Consider the following 21,313-nt stretch of genomic DNA (forward strand, 5'->3'; position numbering starts at 1 on the left):
ATGAAAGATATAATATTGAAATATACAATGCATATCAACATAAGGAACTTGAGAATTTTAATACTTGTCATGTTATCATTCGTAAGTTAGGTCTCATTGATTCACTATCTTTGAAATTCAATTGCTCAAATGGGCGAGACTCCTGAGGGATTATGTAAAAAGCAAAATAACGTCATTTAACTTTAACAGTGGTTATTGTATATCGCAGTAGCTGTCTGACTTCTCAAGGCGCATGCTTTTGAGAAGTCTAGTCAGCCTTGCGGGGGCAATACGACGAAATCTTTGTTGCACATGAGATTTCTGTACTGCTCCCAAAATCTACCAACGCATCTTCTACCAAACTAAAGTTGAAATCAAAGCGTTGGTTAGTTGAAGGGTCAGCCCCTAGGAAAGCAAGCCCATAAAGGCAATTGTAGAATTTATAATGATTATCAATGAGGGTCTTTTTCTATTAATTTTGATAAAGGAGTCTGAGATGTTGAAGTCTCAGGCTTCTTTTTATGTCCTAAATCTTGAAAATGAACTGGATTTTTAAATGCTATCTGTCCAAATGCAAATTCAAATCAAAAATATTCCAATGTTATGTTAATATGAAATTTATAAAAACAAAATAACAAAGATTGGAAGTGTTCAACTCAGTGAAAAAATTACTCTATCGTTGGTTCATCGATGGTCTCAGTTATATGACACTTGGGCTTTTCAGTTCACTCATTATCGGATTAATTATGCAAACGATTGGTAAGCAAACGTTATTCCCAAGCCTTCACTTAGAATTTTTAGTTGAAGTTGGAAAAGTTGCACAAAGTTTAACGGGGGCAGCGATTGGGGCGGCGATTGCGTATGGTTTGAAAGGGAAACCGCTCGTGATTTTTGCTGCAGTCATTGTTGGTATGCTCGGTTATGAGACATTTTCAGGTGGTGCAGTAGGGGCGTTTTTTGCAGTGCTTATCGCTGTGGAATTAAGTCAGCTTTATGCAGCTAAAACGAAAATTGATATCATTGTCACACCTCTACTGACATTAATGATAGGTGGTTTAGTGGCCAAATTTTTAGGTCCGGTGTTAAGTCAACTCATGTTAGAAATCGGAAAAGTGATAATGATTTCTACGGATCAACAACCTTTTGTGATGGGTATTCTTGTAGCAGTCATCTTTGGTTTATGTTTAACGGCACCGATTTCCAGTGCAGCACTGGCATTAATGTTAGATTTATCAGGATTAGCAGCCGGTGCAGCGACGATCGGTTGTGCTTGTCAAATGATTGGTTTTGCAGTGACGAGTTATAAAGAAAATGGCGTGAGTGGCATCATTTCAATTGGTCTCGGGACAAGTATGTTACAAGTGCCGAATATATTGTTAAAACCACTCATTATCGTGCCACCTACATTAGCGAGTGCTATTATCGCGCCAATCATGACGGTTCTCTTCCCAATGACGAACAATGCAGCAGGGGCAGGCATGGGAACGAGTGGCTTAGTCGGTCAAATTATGACGATCAATACGATGGGCGCGAGTTTGAATACGTGGCTACTCATTATGATGTTTCACTTTGTCCTACCTGCATTCGTCACATTTGTCATTTATCGTTTTATGATTAAACGTCAATGGCTTCATGTCGGGGAACAGAAAATACAACTGAATCAATAGTTATTAATTTTTTGTGAAAATTTGAACATAGGTATCTTTTTGAAGCGCTTTCTTGATACAATATAAGTAAAGAAATTCACAAAAGGGGGAGCCAAAAATGGCAACTACTTCAGCTTCAAAGAAAAAAGAAGGGGCAACATTTAAGCCGTTATGGTTTATTTTAAGCTTTGTTGCATTAATTGCGGTGTTATTGATGCCAACACCTGCAAGTTTACCGTTAATGGGGAAAGCAGCATTAGCAATTTTGGCATTTGCAGTCATTTTATGGGTAACTGAAGCGGTGACTTATCCGGTATCTGCAACAATTATTGTCGGTCTCATCATACTCTTACTCGGATTTAGTCCAGTTCAAAATTTAACACAAGCATTAGGCAATCCTCAAAGTGGCGGTGCGGTGTTAAAAGGTGACGACTTATTCGGTACAGGAAATGCATTGAAGTTAGCCTTTAGTGGTTTTTCAACGAGTGCCGTCGCGTTAGTTGCTGCAGCATTGTTCTTAGCAACCGCGATGCAAGTGACAAACTTACATAAACGTTTGGCACTATTAGTATTATCGTTTGTCGGTAATAAAACGAAAAATATCGTTATCGGGGCGATTCTTGTATCTATTATTTTAGCGTTTTTCGTACCGTCCGCTACAGCACGTGCTGGCGCTGTTGTACCGATTTTATTAGGTATGATTGCGGCGTTTGGGGCAACGAAAAATAGTAAATTAGCTGCGTTACTCATCATTACAGCTGTACAAGCGGTATCGATTTGGAATATCGGGATTAAAACCGCTGCTGCTCAAAATATCGTAGCAATTAACTTTATTAATGATCAACTCGGTCATGACGTTTCATGGGGCGAATGGTTCTTATATGCCGCACCTTGGTCAATCATCATGTCTATCGTGCTTTATTTTGTTATGTTAAAAGTCATTCCACCTGAACAAGATGCCATTGAAGGTGGTACGGAGCTCGTTAAACAACAACTGGCAGAACTTGGTCCAGTTAAACCAACAGAATGGCGCTTAATTATCATCTCATTATTATTACTCGTGTCTTGGTCAACTGAAAAAGTGTTACACCCAATCGATTCTTCATCTATCACATTAATTGCATTGGCGATTATGTTAACGCCCAAAATTGGTGTCATGAATTGGAAAGAAGTCGAAAGCCGTATTCCATGGGGCACTATCATTGTATTCGGTGTCGGTATTTCGTTAGGTAACGTCTTATTAAAAACGACAGCAGCACAATGGTTAAGTGACCAAACATTCGGTTTAATGGGTTTGAAAGGTATGCCGATTGTAGCAACGATTGCATTAATTTCACTGTTTAACATTTTAATTCATTTAGGATTTGCAAGTGCGACAAGTTTAGCATCTGCATTAATTCCAGTCTTTATTTCATTAACATCCACATTAAGCCTAGGTGACAACGCCATTGGTTTCGTATTAATTCAACAATTCGTCATCAGTTTTGGATTCTTACTGCCGGTGAGTTCGCCGCAAAGTATGCTCGCTTATGGTACAGAAACATTTACTGTTAAAGACTTCTTAAAAGCGGGGATTCCGATTACGATCGTCGGTTACATTCTCGTTGTCATTATGAGTATGACGTATTGGAAATGGTTAGGCTTACTATAAGAAGCAACACATGAGAGCAGCCAAGTATGGGATAACACTTCACTTGGCTGTTTTTATTTCATGCCGTCGGGGTGTAAATAAAAATGATTTAAAATGACAAAGAATTTGTATTTATTTTCACAAACTTTATGACAATTGCAATGAGATTCATGTAAAATGTAAGTGACATTGTATGAATCATCAACAAGATTGAATATTAAATTGGAGGTTGAACTATGGGGATTCAAAAACCGACAAAAACAGTTCCGGATACGTATACATCACGAGAAACGGTACAAAGCATTATCCATTCCGTTGCGATGAAAGAAGTGATGCTGGATAAAGCGATGCCACGTTACATACTTAAATCGATGCTGTCAGGGTTTTTACTCACGATTGTCACAGTGTTTATGCTCGCAATGAAGACGCAAATGGCTGGGGCGCTCCCTGGTGTTGTAAATTTAATGGGAGCGGCAGCGTTCAGTATTGCCTTAGTGTTTATCGTCTTAACACAAGCTGAACTATTGACGAGTAACTTTATGTATATGACAGTGGGTCTTTACTATCGTACGGTATCATTTGGCAAAACGATGTGGTTATTTACTATTTGTTTTATCGGTAATATTTTAGGTGCATTTGTACTCTTTATATTGATGTATTTCACTAAAGTGATGACACCTGAAATGATTGCGGCATTAACGTCAACAGTCGACGCCAAAACAGTTGAATCGACATGGCAAGCGATATTAGTCAAAGCCATCTTCGCGAATTTCTTTATCAATATTGGGATTTATGTCTCTATGCAATATAAAGAAGGCTTGTCAAAAACGTTTTTCATTGCGATTGGTGTCATTATTTTCGTGTTTATGGGTTATGAACACGTCGTTTATAATGCAGGCTTATTCGTGGGGATGATCTTTTATAATTTTGATGCAACTTCTTGGTTAGGTGTTCTGAAAAATATCGTCTTCGCATTTATCGGTAACTATATCGGTGGGGGCATATTTGTCGGTCTGTTGTTTGCATATTTCAACGGCTCACGTCGCATTGAACAAAAATAAATAGACAATAGTAATAAAAGAGTTGGGGCCATCATTAAACCTCAGCTCTTTTTTTGATATGAATGTGTACCATACATGTGATCAATATGTTTAAACAAAATAATAAGCGCAGCATCGAACGGTACCTCTATCCATATCGAACAAAGTGAGCAAAGTGTATTAATTTCTATACGATATAAAATTTGATAATCTAACTACATATGAATGTAAAGGGAGGCGACACTATGTCTCAAGTTAACATTAGAATGGCTACTTTAGACGATGCAGAGGACCTGCACGCACTGATGCATCGCGCATTTACACCTTTAAGAGAGGTCGGGATTGATTGGCCGTCCGTAAATGCGACATTAGAAATGATTCAAGACAATATTCAAAACAATGCTGCTTATGTGCTCGAAGTAGAGGGGAAAATTGTTTCAACCTTGTCGATACGTTTTCCATGGGAGCCGAGTCAGCCAGTTTCTAAATATCCGTTTGTTTGGTGGTTTGCGACAGACCCCGATTATGGCGGTGTAGGCTATGGTAATCAAATGATGACGTATGTGGAAGAAACGATTTTACGTGATACATTAAAAGCGCCTGCTGTAGTATTAGGGACTTCAGCGCGCAAAATGAGTTGGCTAAAAGATGTGTATGAACGTCGTGGTTATGAAACGTTCTTTTCATTTGAAGATGAAACAGGCGATGAAGGTGCAATGATGGTAAAGGTTTTAATTCCAGAACGTTATAATAAAGATTTACTCGCACCACCACCATGGGCGCAAGGTGAATCATCTTATTAGTTATAAAGTGAAAAGCATGTGCCGATAGATTCAGCGGTGACGATGTTGATAAGTGATAGGGAATTCCCTCAAGATACAGGAGAGGGGATTCCCTATTTTTTAATTTTTATGTGAATTTTATCACATTAGATTTCGTTTTTCGTCTACAATACAACTGTAGGGGGTGATGTGTTGCGTAAAGTGATTTTTGTTGTCCATGGGATGAGAAAGGGACAACTGAACGAAACATTGACACAATTTGTTGCACAGTTATTTGAAGCGGAACAGATGGATTACGCGATGGCATTTTTGGAAAGTGAGACGGCGAGTTTGCCAACAGTGATTGAAGACCAAGTGACTCAAGGCGTGACAGAACTTTATTTAGTGCCATTGTTACTCTTTTCGGCATCACACTATTATGAAGATATTGCCGATAGTTTAGAAGGTTGGCGTCAACTGTATCCTCAAACGACATTTTATTTGGCACAACCACTCGGTACACATCCAAAAATGAAAAATTGGGTGGCATCGCAAATCGCACGTTACCTAGATGAGACGGTGAAAGATACAGCTGTTGTCGTGTTAGCGCATGGCAGTGCACGTTTTAATGAACCTGACATCGCATTAGAAACCATTGCGAACCAACTCTCAACAGCGACACGACCATGCTATCCGTGTATGGTCTACGGGAAGTTAAATTATGAAAAAATCTTAGCTGAACTTGCCCAACAATGGCCGAAACTACTGATTATTCCGTATTTCTTTTATGATGGCTATTTAGTGCAGCGTACAAAGCAACGTATAGGCGCACTCGATTTACCGTGTGACGTCACTTTTACGACAGCAATTAATTTTCACCCGGTATTAAAAGAAGTGATTTTAAATCGACTTGAAGCATGCGGAGGCATGACACCATGTATCCTATCCAGCTAAATCTAACACATAAATCAGTCGTCATCGTCGGTGGTGGAAACATTGCGTGGCGAAAATTCACAAAATTAAAAGATGAGGCGATGCAAATCAAAGTGGTGAGTCCTACTTTTAATGATGCCTTTTTGAATGAAACGTGGGGGACCCATATTCAGCTGATTCAAAAACGGTATGAACGCGGCGATCTGAATGGTGCTGATCTCATCATCATTGCGACTGATGACGCAGTAGTGAATCAACAAGTCCGTGATGATGCAGCGTCGACGCAATGGGTGAATCATACAGGAGATCGCACACAATCGGATTTTTATAACAGTCTGGATATTGAACATCAAGGCATGAAGATCAGTATCAGTTCAGAGGGGCAGTCAATTCAACATACAAAAGCTTATGCGGCGAAAATAAAGGCGTTTTTGGCGACGCTTGAGGAGGATAATGATGAGTAAAACGAAATTATTAATGGTCGGCAACGGTATGGCGGGGGTACGTACGATTGAAGAAATTTTAGACCGCGACCCAGACCGTTTTGATATTACGATTATCGGTAAAGAACCATATCCGAACTATAACCGAATTATGTTATCGAACATTTTACAAAATAAAATGACAGTAGAAGAAACGATTATGAACCCATACGAATGGTATGAAGAGCGTCACATTCGTCTCATTACAGGAGATAAGGTAGTCAAAATTGATCGTGAAGCACAACAAGTTGAGACAGAACAAGGACAAGTCGTTGATTATGATCAAATGATTATTGCAACAGGTTCTGACGCGTTCATTTTACCCATTGATGGCTCACGTTTAGAAGGAGTGGTCGGTTTCAGAACGATTGATGATACTGAAAAAATGTTAGAAGTTGCGAAAACGAAAAAGAAAGCAATTGTCATCGGTGGGGGCTTGTTAGGGCTAGAATGTGCACGAGGCTTAGTCGAACAAGGTATGGACGTGACGGTCGTACATTTAGCGGAATGGTTGATGGAAGTACAATTAGACCGTCGTGCAGGAGAATTGTTGAAAAAGGATCTAGAGAAACAAGGATTACGTTTTGAACTTCAAGCGAATACACAAGAGATTATTGGTGATAAACAAGTCGAAGGGATTCGTTTATCGGATGGTCGTGTACTTGATGCAGATATGGTGGTCATGGCTGTCGGTATCCGTCCTGTTACGAAAGAAGCACGTGCAGCAGGGTTAGACATCGGTCGTGGTATTATCGTGGACGACTTTATGCAAACGAGTGATCCGAAAATCTATGCGGTCGGTGAATGTGCGGAACATCGCTCAAAAGTATATGGTCTTGTTGCGCCTTTATACGAACAAGGCAAAGTGTTGGCAGACCATATTACAGGACGTCCAACTGAAGGGTATCAAGGTTCGACAACATTTACATCATTAAAAGTGTCAGGTTGTGACTTGTTCAGTGCGGGTCGCATTACTGAAAATGACGATATCCGTGGCATTGAAATGTTTAACGGTATTGACAACATTTATAAAAAGGTATTCGTTCAAGATCATGCGATTGTCGGCGCGGTGCTTTATGGGGATACAGAAGAGGGTAACCGTTTCTACAATATGATGAAAAAAGGCGAAACGATTGATGATTATACGCTTGTGTCAATCTTGCATAAAGCAGGAGAAGTCGATGCGATGAACGTTGCAGAAATGGACGATGATGAAACGATTTGTGGTTGTAACGGTGTCTCAAAGGGTACAATTGTGAGTGCCATTCAAGAACATGATTTAACATCAGTTGCAGACGTGACACGTGTCACAAAAGCAGGGAACTCTTGTGGTAAATGTAAAGGCCAAATTGCAGAGTTGCTTGAACATACATTAGGTGATGACTTTGTCGCAAACGCACCGACTGGTATTTGTACATGTACAGACTTGTCACGCGACCAAATCGTGACACAAATTCGCGCAAAAGGGCTCAAAACATCAAAAGAAGTTCGTCATGTGTTAGATTTCAAAAACAAAGGCGGTTGTCCAAAATGTCGTCCTGCCTTGAACTACTATTTAAATATGGTGTACCCAACTGAACACGAAGATGAAAAAGCATCACGTTTTGCGAATGAACGCTACCATGCCAACATTCAAAAAGACGGTACATTCTCAGTTATTCCCCAAATGCGTGGGGGTGTGACAGATGCAGAGCAATTGATTCGTCTCGGTGAGGTGGCGAAACAATATGATGTCCCATTAGTGAAAGTCACGGGTTCTCAACGTATCGGCTTGTATGGGGTGAACAAAGAAGATTTGCCAGCAGTTTGGGAAGCACTCGGTATGCGTTCAGCTTCAGCATATGCGAAGAAAACACGTTCAGTGAAAAGCTGTGTAGGTAAAGAATTTTGTCGTTTTGGTACGCAATATACAACACGCCTAGGTATTCGTTTGGAAGCGACATTTGAATATATTGATACGCCACATAAATTTAAAATGGGTGTATCAGGTTGTCCGCGTAGCTGTGTCGAATCTGGTGTAAAAGATTTCGGTGTCATCGGTGTAGAAAATGGATTCCAAATATACGTCGGTGGAAATGGTGGTACAACTGTTGAAGTAGCTGAACATTTAACGACAGTACCAACAGAAGATGATGTGATTAAATTATGCGGTGCGTACATGCAATATTATCGTGAAACAGCAAACTATGCAGAACGTACAGCCCCATGGTTGAGACGTATAGGATTTGACCAAGTTAAAGCGGTGGTCCTTGATCCAGAAAAACAACAAGCATTATATGACCGTATTATGATTGCGAAAGCTGCCGTCGATCAAGAACCATGGCATGACATTGTGGAAAATGAACGCAAGCAAAAAATATTTGAAGTTGAGAAGGTGTAAGGCGATGTTACAACAAAAAGTAAAAGTGGCGAAGTTAACAGATTTAGAACCATTAATCGGTAAAAAAGTCTATGTCGGTGAGACGCCTGTCGCATTGTTTTTAACAGAAGATGGTGACATTAAAGCGATTCATAATGTGTGTCCGCATCAACAAGGTCCTTTATCTGAAGGCACAGTGAGCGAGCATTATGTATTTTGTCCACTGCACGACCAAAAGATTGATTTAAACACGGGTGAAGTACAAGAGCCTGATGAAGGTTGTGTCGCGACATATCCTGTTGAAGTCGTGGATGGAGATATTTATATATGTCTCCCTTAACGCAAGCAGCGACAAAAGTGTACTTAGTCGGTGCAGGTCCCGGCGATCCATGTTTGTTGACGAAAAAAGCTGAGCGTTGTATTCAAAAAGCAGATGTCATTTTGTATGATCAACTCGTGAATCCCTTTTTATTACAATTATCACGCCCAGATGCAGAGTGGATTCATGTTGGCAAAACACCTTACACACGTACAACGAAGCAAGCGCGCATTAATGCATTGTTAGTGGAAAAGGCGCAAGCGGCACAAGTGGTCGTTCGCTTGAAAGGGGGCGACCCTGCAATATTTGGACGTGTCACAGAAGAGGTCGATACGTTACGTGCACACCAAATCCCATTTGAAATCGTACCTGGTGTGACTGCAGCAAGTGCCGCGATGAGTCAGTTGGGCCGTGGATTAACAGAACGCGGCGTTTCCACACATATTACGTTTACAACAGGGCATTTTAAAAATAATGAAGAAAATGATATTGATTTGACGACACTCGCAAATGACGGCACACTCGCGATTTATATGGGGATTAAACGATTACCTGAACTCATGCGTACGATTCAACAACAAATTGGAATCGATTTTCCAGTTGCGATCATTTTTAATGCGACACGTTCGGATCAACATGTGGTCAGTGGCACAGTGACGACGATTGTGGACCGAATTGCAGCACTGCCTGAACGTTTGGGACCTGGCATTACGATTGTAGGTCAAGTTGTAAGAGCGTTAGATGAAGCGGTATTGAAGCCAGGTGCTGATTTTGACACGGTGTTGATTAAAGGTGAGAGACAGCGTGCGATTGAAGCGGCATATGAATGGGCAGAAGCAGGGCATGCAGTTTTGATTGACGATCGTGATTATAGCGATTTGCATCCGACACAAGCAAAGACAATAGCGCGTTGGGTGGACGAAATGGCGTTGACACGTGAGATTGCTTTGTCATAAACCAAAAGTGAGGACTTGAATATTTAGCTGATTGCGTCCTTTGAACTCGCGTTCTTAGGGGACTTGCCTCAACTAAATTCGGCTTGATAGAAGTGTCCATTTGATAGAAGGCGAATTGGATTTTCGGCTGCGTCTGATCCCTCAAGCGTCTCGTTCAGGACGGTACCTCTGAATATTGTTAGGATAAGTCTCGGCGTATGGGCATACTCGACTCCTTTGTTTGGAAATGAAATCGCAATGTGAGAGTAGGGATGATTGCTTAGAAAAATAAGCTCAGAAGCGGGATTATCAAAGTTTAACATCATTTAAAATAAACAGAACTGGGTCATTAAGTTTTCCCAGTTCTGTTTATTTTTATGGATTTATATCCATAAATCATGCTCACATCGTCGAAATATAAAACTGAATTGGATGCAATAGATTGTCTTTATTTCATCAACTTGCCCTAAGTGACTGCATTGGGTGTAAGATTGCCTAGAGGGCTGAGACTCCTGAGGGAATGAATCAAAGACTTAAATATGATTTCTGATATTTATATAGTGGGTACTATTTATCGCAGTAGCTGTCTGACTTCTCAATGCGTTCGCTTTTGAGAAGTCTAGTCAGCCTTGCGGGGGCAATACGACGAAATCTTTGTTACACATGAGATTTCTGTACTGCTCCCAAAATCCACTAACGCCTCAACAAATGTAACAGTTTAATCAAGCGTGAGTTAGTCGAAGGGACAGCCCCTCGGAACGCGAGGCCATGAGGGCAATCAAAAACATAAATCTTAAGAATAGGGCAAGTTAAACAAAATACGCAATATATATCGTTTTTGGTAATGGATGAGCGAGTTCTATATTTATCGCCAAATTAACAAAAATTTTAAACAATTGGTCGAGGCTTTGTGCTAGGATAAAATTGTAATGACAATAAGGAGGTTTTATATGAAAGGGACAGGGCTCAAAAGTATGATGCTGTTGATGGTGTTGGTCATCGCTGTGTTGATTTTCAATCACGTTTCAAGTGATGCAGCCGAACAAACATCACAACAAGCAGCTCCGGAGACTCAAGTGGAAGCAGATGCTGAAACGACTGCAACGCATACGAGTCAACCGGATGTGACATCACAACAGCTAGCTACTACAGAAGAAACAGCACAACAGCCATCGGAAAGTGTAACAGGTCTAAAACAAGAAAGGCCAGCTACTGCAACGGTAGCTACGACTGAAGATGACACAATTGAATCAATCGCACCAACGTCAGCAGAAAATGTTGCTCAAGCGGAAAAAGACACACCAATGATGTTAAGATTGTCGGCTAAAAAAGCACAACCAGAAGCGACATCAATTGATCGTGCAAGTCATGAAACGGCGGCAACGACACATACGATTTTACATACGAATGATATTCACGGTCGCATGGTGGAAGAGAAAGACCGCGTGCTTGGTATGGCGAAGTTGAAGACGTTAAAGGAACAACAAAATCCGGATTTACTTGTCGATGCGGGCGATGCATTTCAAGGCTTACCGTTATCTAACCAATCTAAAGGGGAAGAAATGGCGAAAGCGATGAATGCAGTCGGTTATGATGCCATGACAGCGGGAAACCATGAATTCGACTTTGGTTATGATCAACTGAAAAAATTGGAAGGCATGCTTAACTTTCCGATTGTCAGCTCTAATGTATACAAAGATGGGAAATTGGCATTTAAACCATCAGTCGTGATTCAAAAAAATGGTGTCCGTTATGGTGTGATCGGGGTGACGACGCCAGAAACGAAAACAAAGACAAGTCCAACAGGCATTGTCGGTGTGACATTTGCAGATCCGTTAACAAGTGTGACACGTGAAATGGATCGTTTGAATGGGCAAGTTGATGTGTTTATCGTGCTATCTCATTTAGGGATTGATCCGACAACCAAAGAAGCATGGCGTGGGGATTATTTAACACGTCAACTCAGTCAAAATAAACAATATCATCATCCGATTTTTGTTATTGATGGGCATTCGCATACGGTGATTGAACATGGTCAAAAGTTTGATCAAGACGTATTAGCGCAAACAGGGACAGCACTCGCGAATGTGGGTAAATTGACGTTCAAACAGTCTGGTCAGCAGTTTTCGAATGCTGAAGCGAGTTTGCTCAATGTCAAAAATTTAGCGAAGTTGCAACCAGATGCTGCTGTGAAAGCACAAGTCGATAAAGCGAATGAAGCATTTCTTAAAGCAACATCAGAAGTGATTATTCCGAATAATACAGTTGATTTTCAAGGTGAACGTGATGATGTAAGAACACATGAAACGAACTTGGGGAATGCCATTACTGATGCAATGGAAGCTTATGGTCAAAAAGGTTTCAGTCGTCCGTCCGATTTTGCAGTGACAAACAGTGGTGGGATTCGTGCATCGATTGCGAAAGGCAAAGTGACATTAAATGATGTGATTACGGTGTTACCATTCGGCAATACGATTGCGCAAATTTTAGTCAAAGGTAGCGATGTGTGGAAGGCTTTCGAACATAGTTTAAGTGCACCAACGATGACAACTGGCGGTGAAACGCAATTATCGGCAAATGGCGGTCTGTTACAAGTATCCAAATCAATTCAAGTTTATTTCGATATGAATAAAGCACCTGGCGAACGTATTAACGTGATTCGAGTGTTAAACAAGCAAACAGGTCAATTTGAAGATTTAGATATGAGTCGGACATATGCAGTCGCGATGAACGACTTTACAGCTTCAGGTGGAGACGGTTTTGACATGTTTGGAGGACCTCGTGAGGAAGGGATTTCACTCGAACAAGTCTTTGCGAACTATTTGAAAACAGCCGATTTATCACAATATGCGACAACAGCACCACAACGTATTATTAACGGTAAACCAGCTCAAAACAGTGAAATGCCAAAGATAACACCACCGTCATCAAAAGGGGATAACGTGATTCTATTCCCGCAAACAAAACGATCCAAAATGGTGCCGATGACAAAAGTGCCGACAGCAGAGGGACAGTCACAACAAACAGCTATGCACGTAGCGTCTGAACATCGTGGTATGGCTCAATCCATGGTACCAGCAGTGAGCATGATATCTACTGATGCGACAGGAAAGATGGCACAAGCGCATAGGGTAATGACACAAAATGTTTCAGCATTAGGTCATCATGAAGCTAAGAATGACGCACAACAGTTACCAAACACAGGTGCGACAGAACAAGCACCTATCGTAGGCGGCCTATTCATGCTAGGTGCAGGTTTAGTGATTATGCGACGTCAAAAGCACCACGCATAAATGAGTATCCCCCCTAAAGTTGAGTGGTAAGGTTCAACTTTAGGGGGGACTTCATTCACACGGGTTTTGATTAGACAGTCTCACGCTCGATGTTATGAGAGGGTGAATAGTAAATTAATGGCTATTCTCCGACTCTATTATTCACATATAAACACTTAAGAAATCATTAAAATTTGATTTCTATAAATACCACGATAATTTGAGTGTATTTAAATCAATATCATACCAAGTATGACTATCACAGCTTTGGCGACAAAAAGTAGTATAGTGTTTTTAGAATTCTTAGTATTTAAATAATATAGCATTGTGAATATAATTAAATCAGCGAATGGTGTAACAAATTTAGCACTTTCATATGATGCTCCAAGCACATTGATATAAAATATAACAACTAAGTTTGTTATCATGTAGCTAATAAGTAAACTCATAAAAATATCTTTTCCATTATGACTAGAATCTCTATTAAAAATAAATATGATGAGTTTCAACAAGAAGTATGTTATGAATAAGGTTACTATACTTGATAGTATTATAATTATGATTATTAAAAAGTTAAATTGGAAATTGTCTATTTCAGCAGAAGATTTGATATTATTCAATTTAATTTTCATAAAATTTTCATTACTTTTCACAGCATAGAACACAAAAATAGAAGAAATTATATAAGGTATTATTAAAATAATTTGTAATAATGCGTCTTTAATTTTATTTTGCATGTCTTTCATCCTCTTAATTAAGTTGAATTACTTCAAAATCACCTTCATACGCGTCTAAGATGTTATTATGTGAAGTTAAGATAATACTTGTTTTTCCTTGATCTACAATTTCACTTATTTTTTTTAGTATAAGCGCTCTACTATCAAAATCAATATTTGACAATGTTTCATCTAATATAATTATATCCCAATGATTTTGTTTAAATAATAATGTACACCCTACTTTCAAGCACATACATAAAGAAGCTTTGTCATATTGAGTATTAAGCTGGTTCTCAGTACAATTCATTAATCAAGCTTTTGACCACCTTAATGATATTTAACTTAGATTTTAAAAATTGAAATTAATAAAGAATATAATTATTTTTTCTTTATACTAAGAGGCTATCATATCTTTCAATTTAAAGATTAAATATGCCTAACTGATGGATAATCGTTCCTAACTGTTTATTAAAAATTTTAATTCTGATCAAATTGTTACATTATATACTAATTGTAAACTTTAAAAGTCATAATTATCAAAATGTTTGAAATGCAGAAAATCTTCGCCATAAATATTTACTTCGCTATTACCTTATTTTTTCATTTCCGTCTACACTAACTGTATTCAACATCTTTAACCGTTTTCATGTGCACAACAAACACTAGGGATTCCCACTAGTGAATTAGGCAATTCCCTAATATCTTCGTTTTGTGAATAAATGTACAATCAGAGTGATAGGGCGTGCTATGCGAAAAAGGAGGATATCTATGGCTAAATTTGGAATGCAATTTTTTAAACCGACTGAAAAATTTAATGGCAATTGGTCAGTATTAGAACATAAAAGCCGTGAATGGGAAAAGATGTATCGTGAACGATGGAGTCATGACAAAGTCGTTCGTACGACACATGGCGTCAACTGTACGGGGTCATGCTCGTGGAAGGTGTTTGTGAAAAACGGTGTAATTACTTGGGAAAATCAACAAATCGACTATCCGAGTTGTGGGCCGGATATGCCGGAGTTTGAACCGCGTGGCTGTCCACGTGGGGCGTCGTTTTCTTGGTATGAATATAGCCCGTTACGTATTAAATATCCTTATGTGAGAGGCAAGCTTTGGGATTTATGGACGGCAGCTTTAGAGGAACATCAAGATCCGATTAAAGCATGGGCATCCATTGTAGAAGATGAAGAAAAAGCAAAAATTTATAAGTCAGCTCGTGGTAAAGGGGGACATGTCCGCACGAATTGGAAAGATGTGTCTCAACTCATTTCAGCACAGCTCATTTACACGATTAAAAAAGATGGTCCAGACCGTATTGCTGGTTTCACGCCAATTCCAGCGATGTCGATGATCAGTTATGCGGCGGGTGCGCGTTTTATTTCGTTACTCGGTGGGGAAATGTTGAGTTTCTATGATTGGTATGCGGATTTACCACCAGCGTCGCCACAAATTTGGGGTGAACAAACAGACGTACCGGAATCAAGTGATTGGTACAATTCATCTTATATTATGATGTGGGGCTCTAACGTACCACTTACACGTACGCCGGATGCACACTTTATGACAGAAGTGCGTTATAAAGGGGCAAAAGTGGTGTCTGTTGCGCCGGATTACGCTGAAAATGTGAAGTTTGCGGACAATTGGTTAGCACCAAATCCAGGAACAGATGCGGCGATTGCACAAGCGATGACACATGTCATTTTACAAAAGTTTTATGAAGATGAGCCGTCAGAAATGTTCATCAATTATGCGAAACAATACTCAGATATGCCATTTATCCTATGTCTCGATCAAGATGACAATGGTTTTAAAGCAGGTCGCTTCTTACGTTCAAGTGATTTAGGACAAACATCTGAAAACAGTGAATGGAAGCCGATGATTATCGACCGTTTAACAGATTCACTACAAGTGCCAAATGGAACAATGGGGCAACGTTGGGAAGAAGGCAAACAGTGGAATTTGAAGTTAGAAAATGAAGCGGGCGAGAAGATTGATCCAGCGATGACAGTCATTGACGGTGACTATGAATTGATTACGATACAGTTTCCTTACTTTGATAATGATGGCAATGGTGTCTTCAAACGTGTCATTCCTGCACGTCGTGTGACATTGCCAAATGGTGAATCAACATATGTGACAACTGTATACGACTTGATGGCGAGTCAATACGGTGTGAAACGTTTCAATCATGAGTTAGAAGCAAAGGGTTTTGATGATGCGACGTCGTTTTACACACCAGCGTGGCAAGAAAAGATTACAGGCGTGAAAGCGAGCATGGTGACGCAAGTAGCGAACGAATTTGCACAAAATGCGATTGATACAGGCGGTCGCTCAATGATTATTATGGGTGCGGGTATCAATCACTGGTTCAACTCAGATACAATCTATCGCGCCATTTTAAACTTAGTCATTTTATGTGGTTGCCAAGGTGTGAACGGTGGCGGTTGGGCGCACTATGTTGGGCAAGAAAAATGTCGTCCGATTGAAGGTTGGAGTACGATTGCCTTCGCGAAAGATTGGCAAGGTCCACCACGTTTACAAAACGGGACAAGTTGGTTCTATTTTGCGACAGATCAATGGAAATACGAAGAGTCAGGTGTTGACCGATTAGCGTCACCATTAGCGGAAAATATTAAACTGCAACACCCAGCAGACTACAACGTTTTAGCGGCACGTAATGGTTGGTTGCCATCTTATCCACAATTTGACCGCAACAGTTTATTGTGGGGTGAAGAAGCGCGTGATGCGGGTGAGTTTACGAATGAAGCCATTTTGAAACGTGCGGTTGACGATGTGAAATCACGCCGTACACGTTTTGCGGTTGAAAATCCAGATTTACGTAAAAATCATCCGAAGTCACTTTTCGTATGGCGTTCAAATTTAATTTCAAGTTCTGCTAAAGGTCAAGAGTATTTTATGAAGCATTTACTCGGCACCAAATCGGCACTTATGGCTGAGCCGAATGAAACAGACAAGCCATCAGAAATTGAGTGGGGTGAAGATACAGTCGGAAAACTCGACTTACTCGTGTCATTAGATTTCCGTATGACAGCGACACCACTTTATTCAGATATCGTATTACCGGCAGCAACGTGGTATGAAAAACATGACATTTCATCAACAGACATGCATCCATTCATTCATCCTTTCAACCCAGCGATTGATCCATTATGGGAATCACGCTCAGACTGGGATATTTTCAAAACGTTGAGCCGTACTTTTTCAGACATGGCACGCGTGCATTTAACAGGCACTTATAAAGACGTGGTCACTGCACCACTTGCGCACGATTCTAAACAAGAAATTTCACTCGCTTATGGTGAAGTGAAAGACTGGACTAAAGGTGAAGTGGAAGCTGTACCAGGTCAGACAATGCCAGCATTTGCAGTCGTTGATCGGACGTATACAGATGTGTATGACAAGTTCATCTCAGTTGGCCCACTACTTGAAAACGGTAAAGTCGGCGCGCATGGTGTCAGCTTCTCTGTCAAAGACCAATATGATGAATTGCGCGGTATGGTCGGTACTTGGGAAGACGATACAGTGAAAAATAATAAACCGCGTATCGATACAGCACGTAAAGTAGCGGATGTTATTTTGAACGTGTCTTCTGCTACAAACGGTCGTGTATCTCAAAAGTCATATGAAGATTTGGAAGCACAAACAGGAATGTCATTGAAAGACATTTCATCTGAACGTGCATCGGAAAAAATATCGTTCTTGAACATTACATCACAACCGCGTGAAGTCATACCGACAGCGGTGTTCCCAGGTTCAAACAAACAAGGCCGTCGCTATTCACCATTTACAACGAATATTGAACGACTTGTACCATTTAGAACGTTAACGGGACGTCAAAGTTTCTACATCGACCATGAAGTGTTCCAACAATTTGGTGAAGCACTGCCAGTCTATAAACCGACATTACCACCAATGGTCTTCGGTACAAAAGATAAACCAGTGAAAGGTGGCGTGGATGCACTTGTATTACGCTATTTAACACCACACGGAAAATGGAATATTCACTCCACATATCAAGATAACCAACATATGTTGACATTATTCCGTGGTGGACCCACTGTTTGGATTTCGAATGAAGATGCAGCAGCACATGATATCCACGACAATGATTGGTTAGAAGTTTACAACCGAAATGGTGTCGTAACTGCACGTGCTGTCGTGTCACACCGTATGCCACGAGGAACAATGTTTATGTATCACGCGCAAGATAAACATATCGAAACACCTGGATCAGACATTTCAGGTACACGTGGTGGCTCTCATAATGCGCCGACTCGAATTCATTTAAAACCGACACAATTAATGGGCGGTTATGCACAAATCAGTTATTCATTTAATTACTATGGACCAATTGGGAATCAGCGTGATGTGTATGTCGCTGTAAGAAAGATGAAAGAGGTGGATTGGCTTGAAGATTAAAGCACAAGTCGCAATGGTATTGAATTTAGATAAATGTATCGGCTGTCATACTTGTAGTGTGACATGTAAAAGTACTTGGACCAATCGACCAGGCGCTGAATATATGTGGTTCAATAACGTCGAAACGAAACCGGGTATTGGTTACCCAAAACGTTGGGAAGACCAAGAAACATATAAAGGCGGATGGGTCTTAAACAAAAAAGGGAAATTAGAGCTGAAATCAGGGACACGTTTAAACAAAATTGCATTAGGTAAAATCTTCTACAATCCGGATATGCCAGTCATTCAAGATTATTATGAGCCTTGGACATACAACTACGAACATCTGACAAAAGCGAAACCAAGCCAACATACACCTGTAGCCAAAGCACATTCCGTGATGACAGGGCAACGTATGGATTTGGATTGGGGTCCAAACTGGGAAGACGACTTAGCCGGCGGTCATATTACTGGCCCGCAAGACCCTAACATTCAAAAAATTGAAGAAGAAATCAAATTCAACTTTGACCAAACATTTATGATGTATTTACCGCGTCTATGTGAACACTGTTTAAACCCAAGCTGTGTGGCATCATGTCCGTCTGGTGCAATGTACAAACGTGACGAAGATGGCATCGTCCTTGTAGACCAAGAAGCATGTCGTGGTTGGCGTTACTGTATGACAGGTTGTCCGTACAAAAAAGTATACTTCAACTGGAAAACGAACAAAGCGGAAAAATGTACGTTCTGTTTCCCACGTGTTGAAGCAGGGATTCCGACAGTATGTTCAGAGACATGTACAGGCCGTATGCGTTATTTAGGTGTGTTGCTGTATGATGCGGACCGTGTGCAAGAAGCGGCATCAGCTGAAAACGAACAAGACTTGTATGAAAAGCAGCTCGACTTGTTTTTAAATCCATTTGATGAAGCAGTCATTGAACAAGCAGAAAAAGACGGCATTTCTCAAGAATGGATTGAAGCGGCACAAAATTCACCGATTTATAAATTAGCAATTGAGTATAAATTGGCATTCCCATTGCATCCAGAATATCGTACGATGCCAATGGTATGGTACTGTCCACCATTAAGTCCGATTATGAACTACTTTGAAGGACAAAATGCAGGTAACAACCCAGATGCGATATTCCCAGCAATTGAAGAGATGCGTTTACCAATTCAATATTTAGCAGAACTCTTTACAGCTGGAGACACGGTAGCGGTGAAGGGCTCACTTCAGCGTATGGCGATGATGAGAAGTTACATGCGTGCACAAAATACAGGACGAGAATTTGATATGTCCCGTTTAGCGCGTGTAGGTTTAACGGAGCGACAAGCGAAGGATATGTATCGTTTACTTGCTATTGCTAAACATGAAGATCGTTTTGTCATTCCAACTTCGCATAAAGAGCAATATATGGATACGTACACAGCACAAGGCAGTCAAGGTTATGGGGGAGAACACTTTGGTGCGAACTGTGACGGTTGCGGTGTACCAGTCGGAACAGGTGGAAAAACGGGTCAAGAAATGTATAACGAGCGTTTCTATGGAGGGATTTTCCGTGATTAATCTACACATGTTGGATACGTATAAAGATACATTCGGTTATATGAGTCAGCAGTTGAGCTTTCCTGAAAAATTGACCTTCCACCCTAAAACATTTGAAGAAGTGTTTGATGAGACACATCCAGCTTACCCGCATGTCGTGGCGTATCGAGAAGCAATGTATGAAAAGAGTTTGTCGGAAATACAAGCTTTTTACACAGACACGTTTGATTTTAATGAAAAAGCCACTTTGTATATGACATACAATCAACTGGATACACAAAAAGAACGCGGTCAAATGTTGGCGAAGTTAAAAGTTCTTTATGAAATGTTTGGGCTTGAAATGCCAGCTTCAGAGTTGTCGGATTACTTGCCGCTCATGTTGGAATTCTTATATGCGGCACGCTTTGATGGTGATACACGTGCGCAAGAAAATGTACAACTCGTGATCATGATTATTGAAGATGGGACGTACGCGATGATGAAACATTTGGAAAGTGAGCACAATCCATATGCACATTTAATTCGTGGTCTTCGTGAAACGTTCAAGCATTGTATCGTTCAAGATAAAGAGGTGACACATCATGTTTAATCAATTTTTATGGGTGATTTTTCCGTACCTCTGTCTTGCAGTTTTTGTTATTGGGCACATCGCACGTTATCGTTATGACCAATTTTCATGGACTGCAAAATCGAGTGAATTTATTGAGAAGAAGCAATTAAAGTGGGGCAGTTTGTTGTTTCATCTTGGCGTTATTCCTGTGTTTTTCGGACATGTCGTTGGGTTACTTATCCCTGCACATTGGTTGGAAGCAGTTGGTGTGAATAACCATATCTATCATATCGGTGCAGTGTATATTGGAAGCATTTTTGGTATAATAACGTTAATTGGTATGTTTTTGTTAACAGCGCGTCGTATTACGAAACAAAATGTTCGTCGTTTAAGTTCGGCGTCAGATATTTTCGTTAACTTTTTATTATTACTTATCGTATTTGTCGGCTGTTATGCGACTTTAGTGACGAATGCGACAACGCCAGAGTTTGATTACCGTCAAACAATTTCGATTTGGTTTAGAGCATTGTTTACGCTCAGTCCAGATGCTAATTTGATGACAGAGGTGCCGCTTGCATTCCAATTGCACGTTCTTTTAGGCTTTACGATTATGGCTTGCTGGCCCTTTACGCGTCTCGTTCACGTGTGGAGTGTGCCGGTGACTTATGCAAGTCGTAGTTATATTATTTATCGCAAACATAAAATTTAATGGAAGGTGATGAC

The 21,313-nt window shown here is 40.3% G+C and carries 15 protein-coding genes; 14 read left to right on the forward strand and 1 reads right to left on the reverse strand.

The features are described 5' to 3' along the window. Positions 1 to 638 precede the first annotated feature (638 nt). From P3U61_RS01765 to P3U61_RS01810, 10 genes are all read left to right on the forward strand, one after another. Positions 639 to 1,646 (forward strand): PTS sugar transporter subunit IIC, encoded by a 1,008-nt coding sequence (locus P3U61_RS01765; RefSeq protein ID WP_015729607.1) that lies wholly within the window; start codon positions 639 to 641, stop codon positions 1,644 to 1,646. A 97-nt stretch (positions 1,647 to 1,743) separates the two neighbouring features. Further along, positions 1,744 to 3,276: an SLC13 family permease gene (locus tag P3U61_RS01770; protein ID WP_014613038.1), complete on the forward strand. Its 1,533-nt coding sequence runs from the start codon at positions 1,744 to 1,746 to the stop codon at positions 3,274 to 3,276. A 215-nt stretch (positions 3,277 to 3,491) separates the two neighbouring features. Next, positions 3,492 to 4,316, forward strand: a complete 825-nt coding sequence (locus P3U61_RS01775) for a formate/nitrite transporter family protein (protein WP_063284798.1) — start codon at positions 3,492 to 3,494, stop codon at positions 4,314 to 4,316. Between the two features lie 224 nt (positions 4,317 to 4,540). Further along, a complete protein-coding gene (locus tag P3U61_RS01780; RefSeq protein WP_130921831.1) occupies positions 4,541 to 5,098 on the forward strand; it encodes a GNAT family N-acetyltransferase in 558 nt (185 codons plus the stop codon). A 168-nt stretch (positions 5,099 to 5,266) separates the two neighbouring features. Further along, positions 5,267 to 6,010, forward strand: coding sequence for a sirohydrochlorin chelatase (locus P3U61_RS01785; RefSeq protein ID WP_233275674.1), 744 nt, complete (start codon positions 5,267 to 5,269; stop codon positions 6,008 to 6,010). Next, positions 5,992 to 6,453 carry a precorrin-2 dehydrogenase/sirohydrochlorin ferrochelatase family protein gene (locus tag P3U61_RS01790; protein WP_015729604.1) on the forward strand — a complete coding sequence of 154 codons (462 nt, stop codon included), beginning with the start codon at positions 5,992 to 5,994 and terminating at the stop codon, positions 6,451 to 6,453. Before P3U61_RS01785 ends, P3U61_RS01790 begins: the two co-directional genes overlap by 19 nt. Beyond that, positions 6,446 to 8,851, forward strand: a complete 2,406-nt coding sequence (gene nirB / locus P3U61_RS01795; protein WP_014613043.1) for a nitrite reductase large subunit NirB — start codon at positions 6,446 to 6,448, stop codon at positions 8,849 to 8,851. Before P3U61_RS01790 ends, nirB begins: the two co-directional genes overlap by 8 nt. Positions 8,852 to 8,855: 4 nt before the next feature. Beyond that, positions 8,856 to 9,170, forward strand: a complete 315-nt coding sequence (nirD, locus tag P3U61_RS01800; RefSeq protein WP_014613044.1) for a nitrite reductase small subunit NirD — start codon at positions 8,856 to 8,858, stop codon at positions 9,168 to 9,170. Then, positions 9,158 to 10,105, forward strand: a complete 948-nt coding sequence (gene cobA / locus P3U61_RS01805; protein WP_037542319.1) for a uroporphyrinogen-III C-methyltransferase — start codon at positions 9,158 to 9,160, stop codon at positions 10,103 to 10,105. Before nirD ends, cobA begins: the two co-directional genes overlap by 13 nt. Before the next feature lie 929 nt (positions 10,106 to 11,034). Next, entirely contained in the window at positions 11,035 to 13,377 is a 2,343-nt protein-coding gene (locus P3U61_RS01810) for a 5'-nucleotidase C-terminal domain-containing protein (protein WP_214550618.1), read from the forward strand. A 209-nt stretch (positions 13,378 to 13,586) separates the two neighbouring features. On the opposite strand, the gene P3U61_RS01815 is transcribed toward P3U61_RS01810, so the two are convergent. Next, positions 13,587 to 14,093, reverse strand: coding sequence for a hypothetical protein (locus P3U61_RS01815; RefSeq protein ID WP_015729600.1), 507 nt, complete (start codon positions 14,091 to 14,093; stop codon positions 13,587 to 13,589). A 750-nt stretch (positions 14,094 to 14,843) separates the two neighbouring features. Here P3U61_RS01815 and P3U61_RS01820 point away from each other — a divergent pair. The 4 genes from P3U61_RS01820 to narI are packed head-to-tail and all read left to right on the forward strand — an operon-like array spanning position 14,844 to position 21,299. Further along, positions 14,844 to 18,515 carry a nitrate reductase subunit alpha gene (locus P3U61_RS01820; RefSeq protein WP_015729599.1) on the forward strand — a complete coding sequence of 1,224 codons (3,672 nt, stop codon included), beginning with the start codon at positions 14,844 to 14,846 and terminating at the stop codon, positions 18,513 to 18,515. Next, the gene (gene narH, locus P3U61_RS01825) at positions 18,505 to 20,061 is read left to right on the forward strand and encodes a nitrate reductase subunit beta (protein ID WP_014613054.1); all 1,557 of its coding nucleotides are present in this window, start codon (positions 18,505 to 18,507) and stop codon (positions 20,059 to 20,061) included. The genes P3U61_RS01820 and narH overlap by 11 nt, the downstream gene beginning before the upstream one ends. After that, a complete protein-coding gene (locus P3U61_RS01830; protein ID WP_014613055.1) occupies positions 20,054 to 20,629 on the forward strand; it encodes a nitrate reductase molybdenum cofactor assembly chaperone in 576 nt (191 codons plus the stop codon). Before narH ends, P3U61_RS01830 begins: the two co-directional genes overlap by 8 nt. Continuing rightward, the gene (gene narI / locus P3U61_RS01835) at positions 20,622 to 21,299 is read left to right on the forward strand and encodes a respiratory nitrate reductase subunit gamma (protein ID WP_014613056.1); all 678 of its coding nucleotides are present in this window, start codon (positions 20,622 to 20,624) and stop codon (positions 21,297 to 21,299) included. Before P3U61_RS01830 ends, narI begins: the two co-directional genes overlap by 8 nt. The last annotated feature ends 14 nt before the right edge of the window (positions 21,300 to 21,313 follow it).

The organism is Staphylococcus pseudintermedius, assembly GCF_034042775.1.
GTDB lineage: Bacteria > Bacillota > Bacilli > Staphylococcales > Staphylococcaceae > Staphylococcus > Staphylococcus pseudintermedius.

Excerpts from the sequence above, each read along its gene's own strand:
- P3U61_RS01775 (WP_063284798.1), top strand. The coding sequence starts at position 3,492 with ATGGGGATTCAAAAACCGACAAAAACAGTTCCGGATACGTATACATCA.
- nirB (WP_014613043.1), top strand. The coding sequence starts at position 6,446 with ATGAGTAAAACGAAATTATTAATGGTCGGCAACGGTATGGCGGGGGTA.
- P3U61_RS01810 (WP_214550618.1), top strand. The coding sequence starts at position 11,035 with ATGAAAGGGACAGGGCTCAAAAGTATGATGCTGTTGATGGTGTTGGTC.
- P3U61_RS01815 (WP_015729600.1), bottom strand. The coding sequence starts at position 14,093 with ATGCAAAATAAAATTAAAGACGCATTATTACAAATTATTTTAATAATA.
- P3U61_RS01780 (WP_130921831.1), top strand. The coding sequence starts at position 4,541 with ATGTCTCAAGTTAACATTAGAATGGCTACTTTAGACGATGCAGAGGAC.
- P3U61_RS01820 (WP_015729599.1), top strand. The coding sequence starts at position 14,844 with ATGGCTAAATTTGGAATGCAATTTTTTAAACCGACTGAAAAATTTAAT.
- P3U61_RS01770 (WP_014613038.1), top strand. The coding sequence starts at position 1,744 with ATGGCAACTACTTCAGCTTCAAAGAAAAAAGAAGGGGCAACATTTAAG.
- cobA (WP_037542319.1), top strand. The coding sequence starts at position 9,158 with ATGTCTCCCTTAACGCAAGCAGCGACAAAAGTGTACTTAGTCGGTGCA.
- nirD (WP_014613044.1), top strand. The coding sequence starts at position 8,856 with ATGTTACAACAAAAAGTAAAAGTGGCGAAGTTAACAGATTTAGAACCA.
- P3U61_RS01790 (WP_015729604.1), top strand. The coding sequence starts at position 5,992 with ATGTATCCTATCCAGCTAAATCTAACACATAAATCAGTCGTCATCGTC.
- narI (WP_014613056.1), top strand. The coding sequence starts at position 20,622 with ATGTTTAATCAATTTTTATGGGTGATTTTTCCGTACCTCTGTCTTGCA.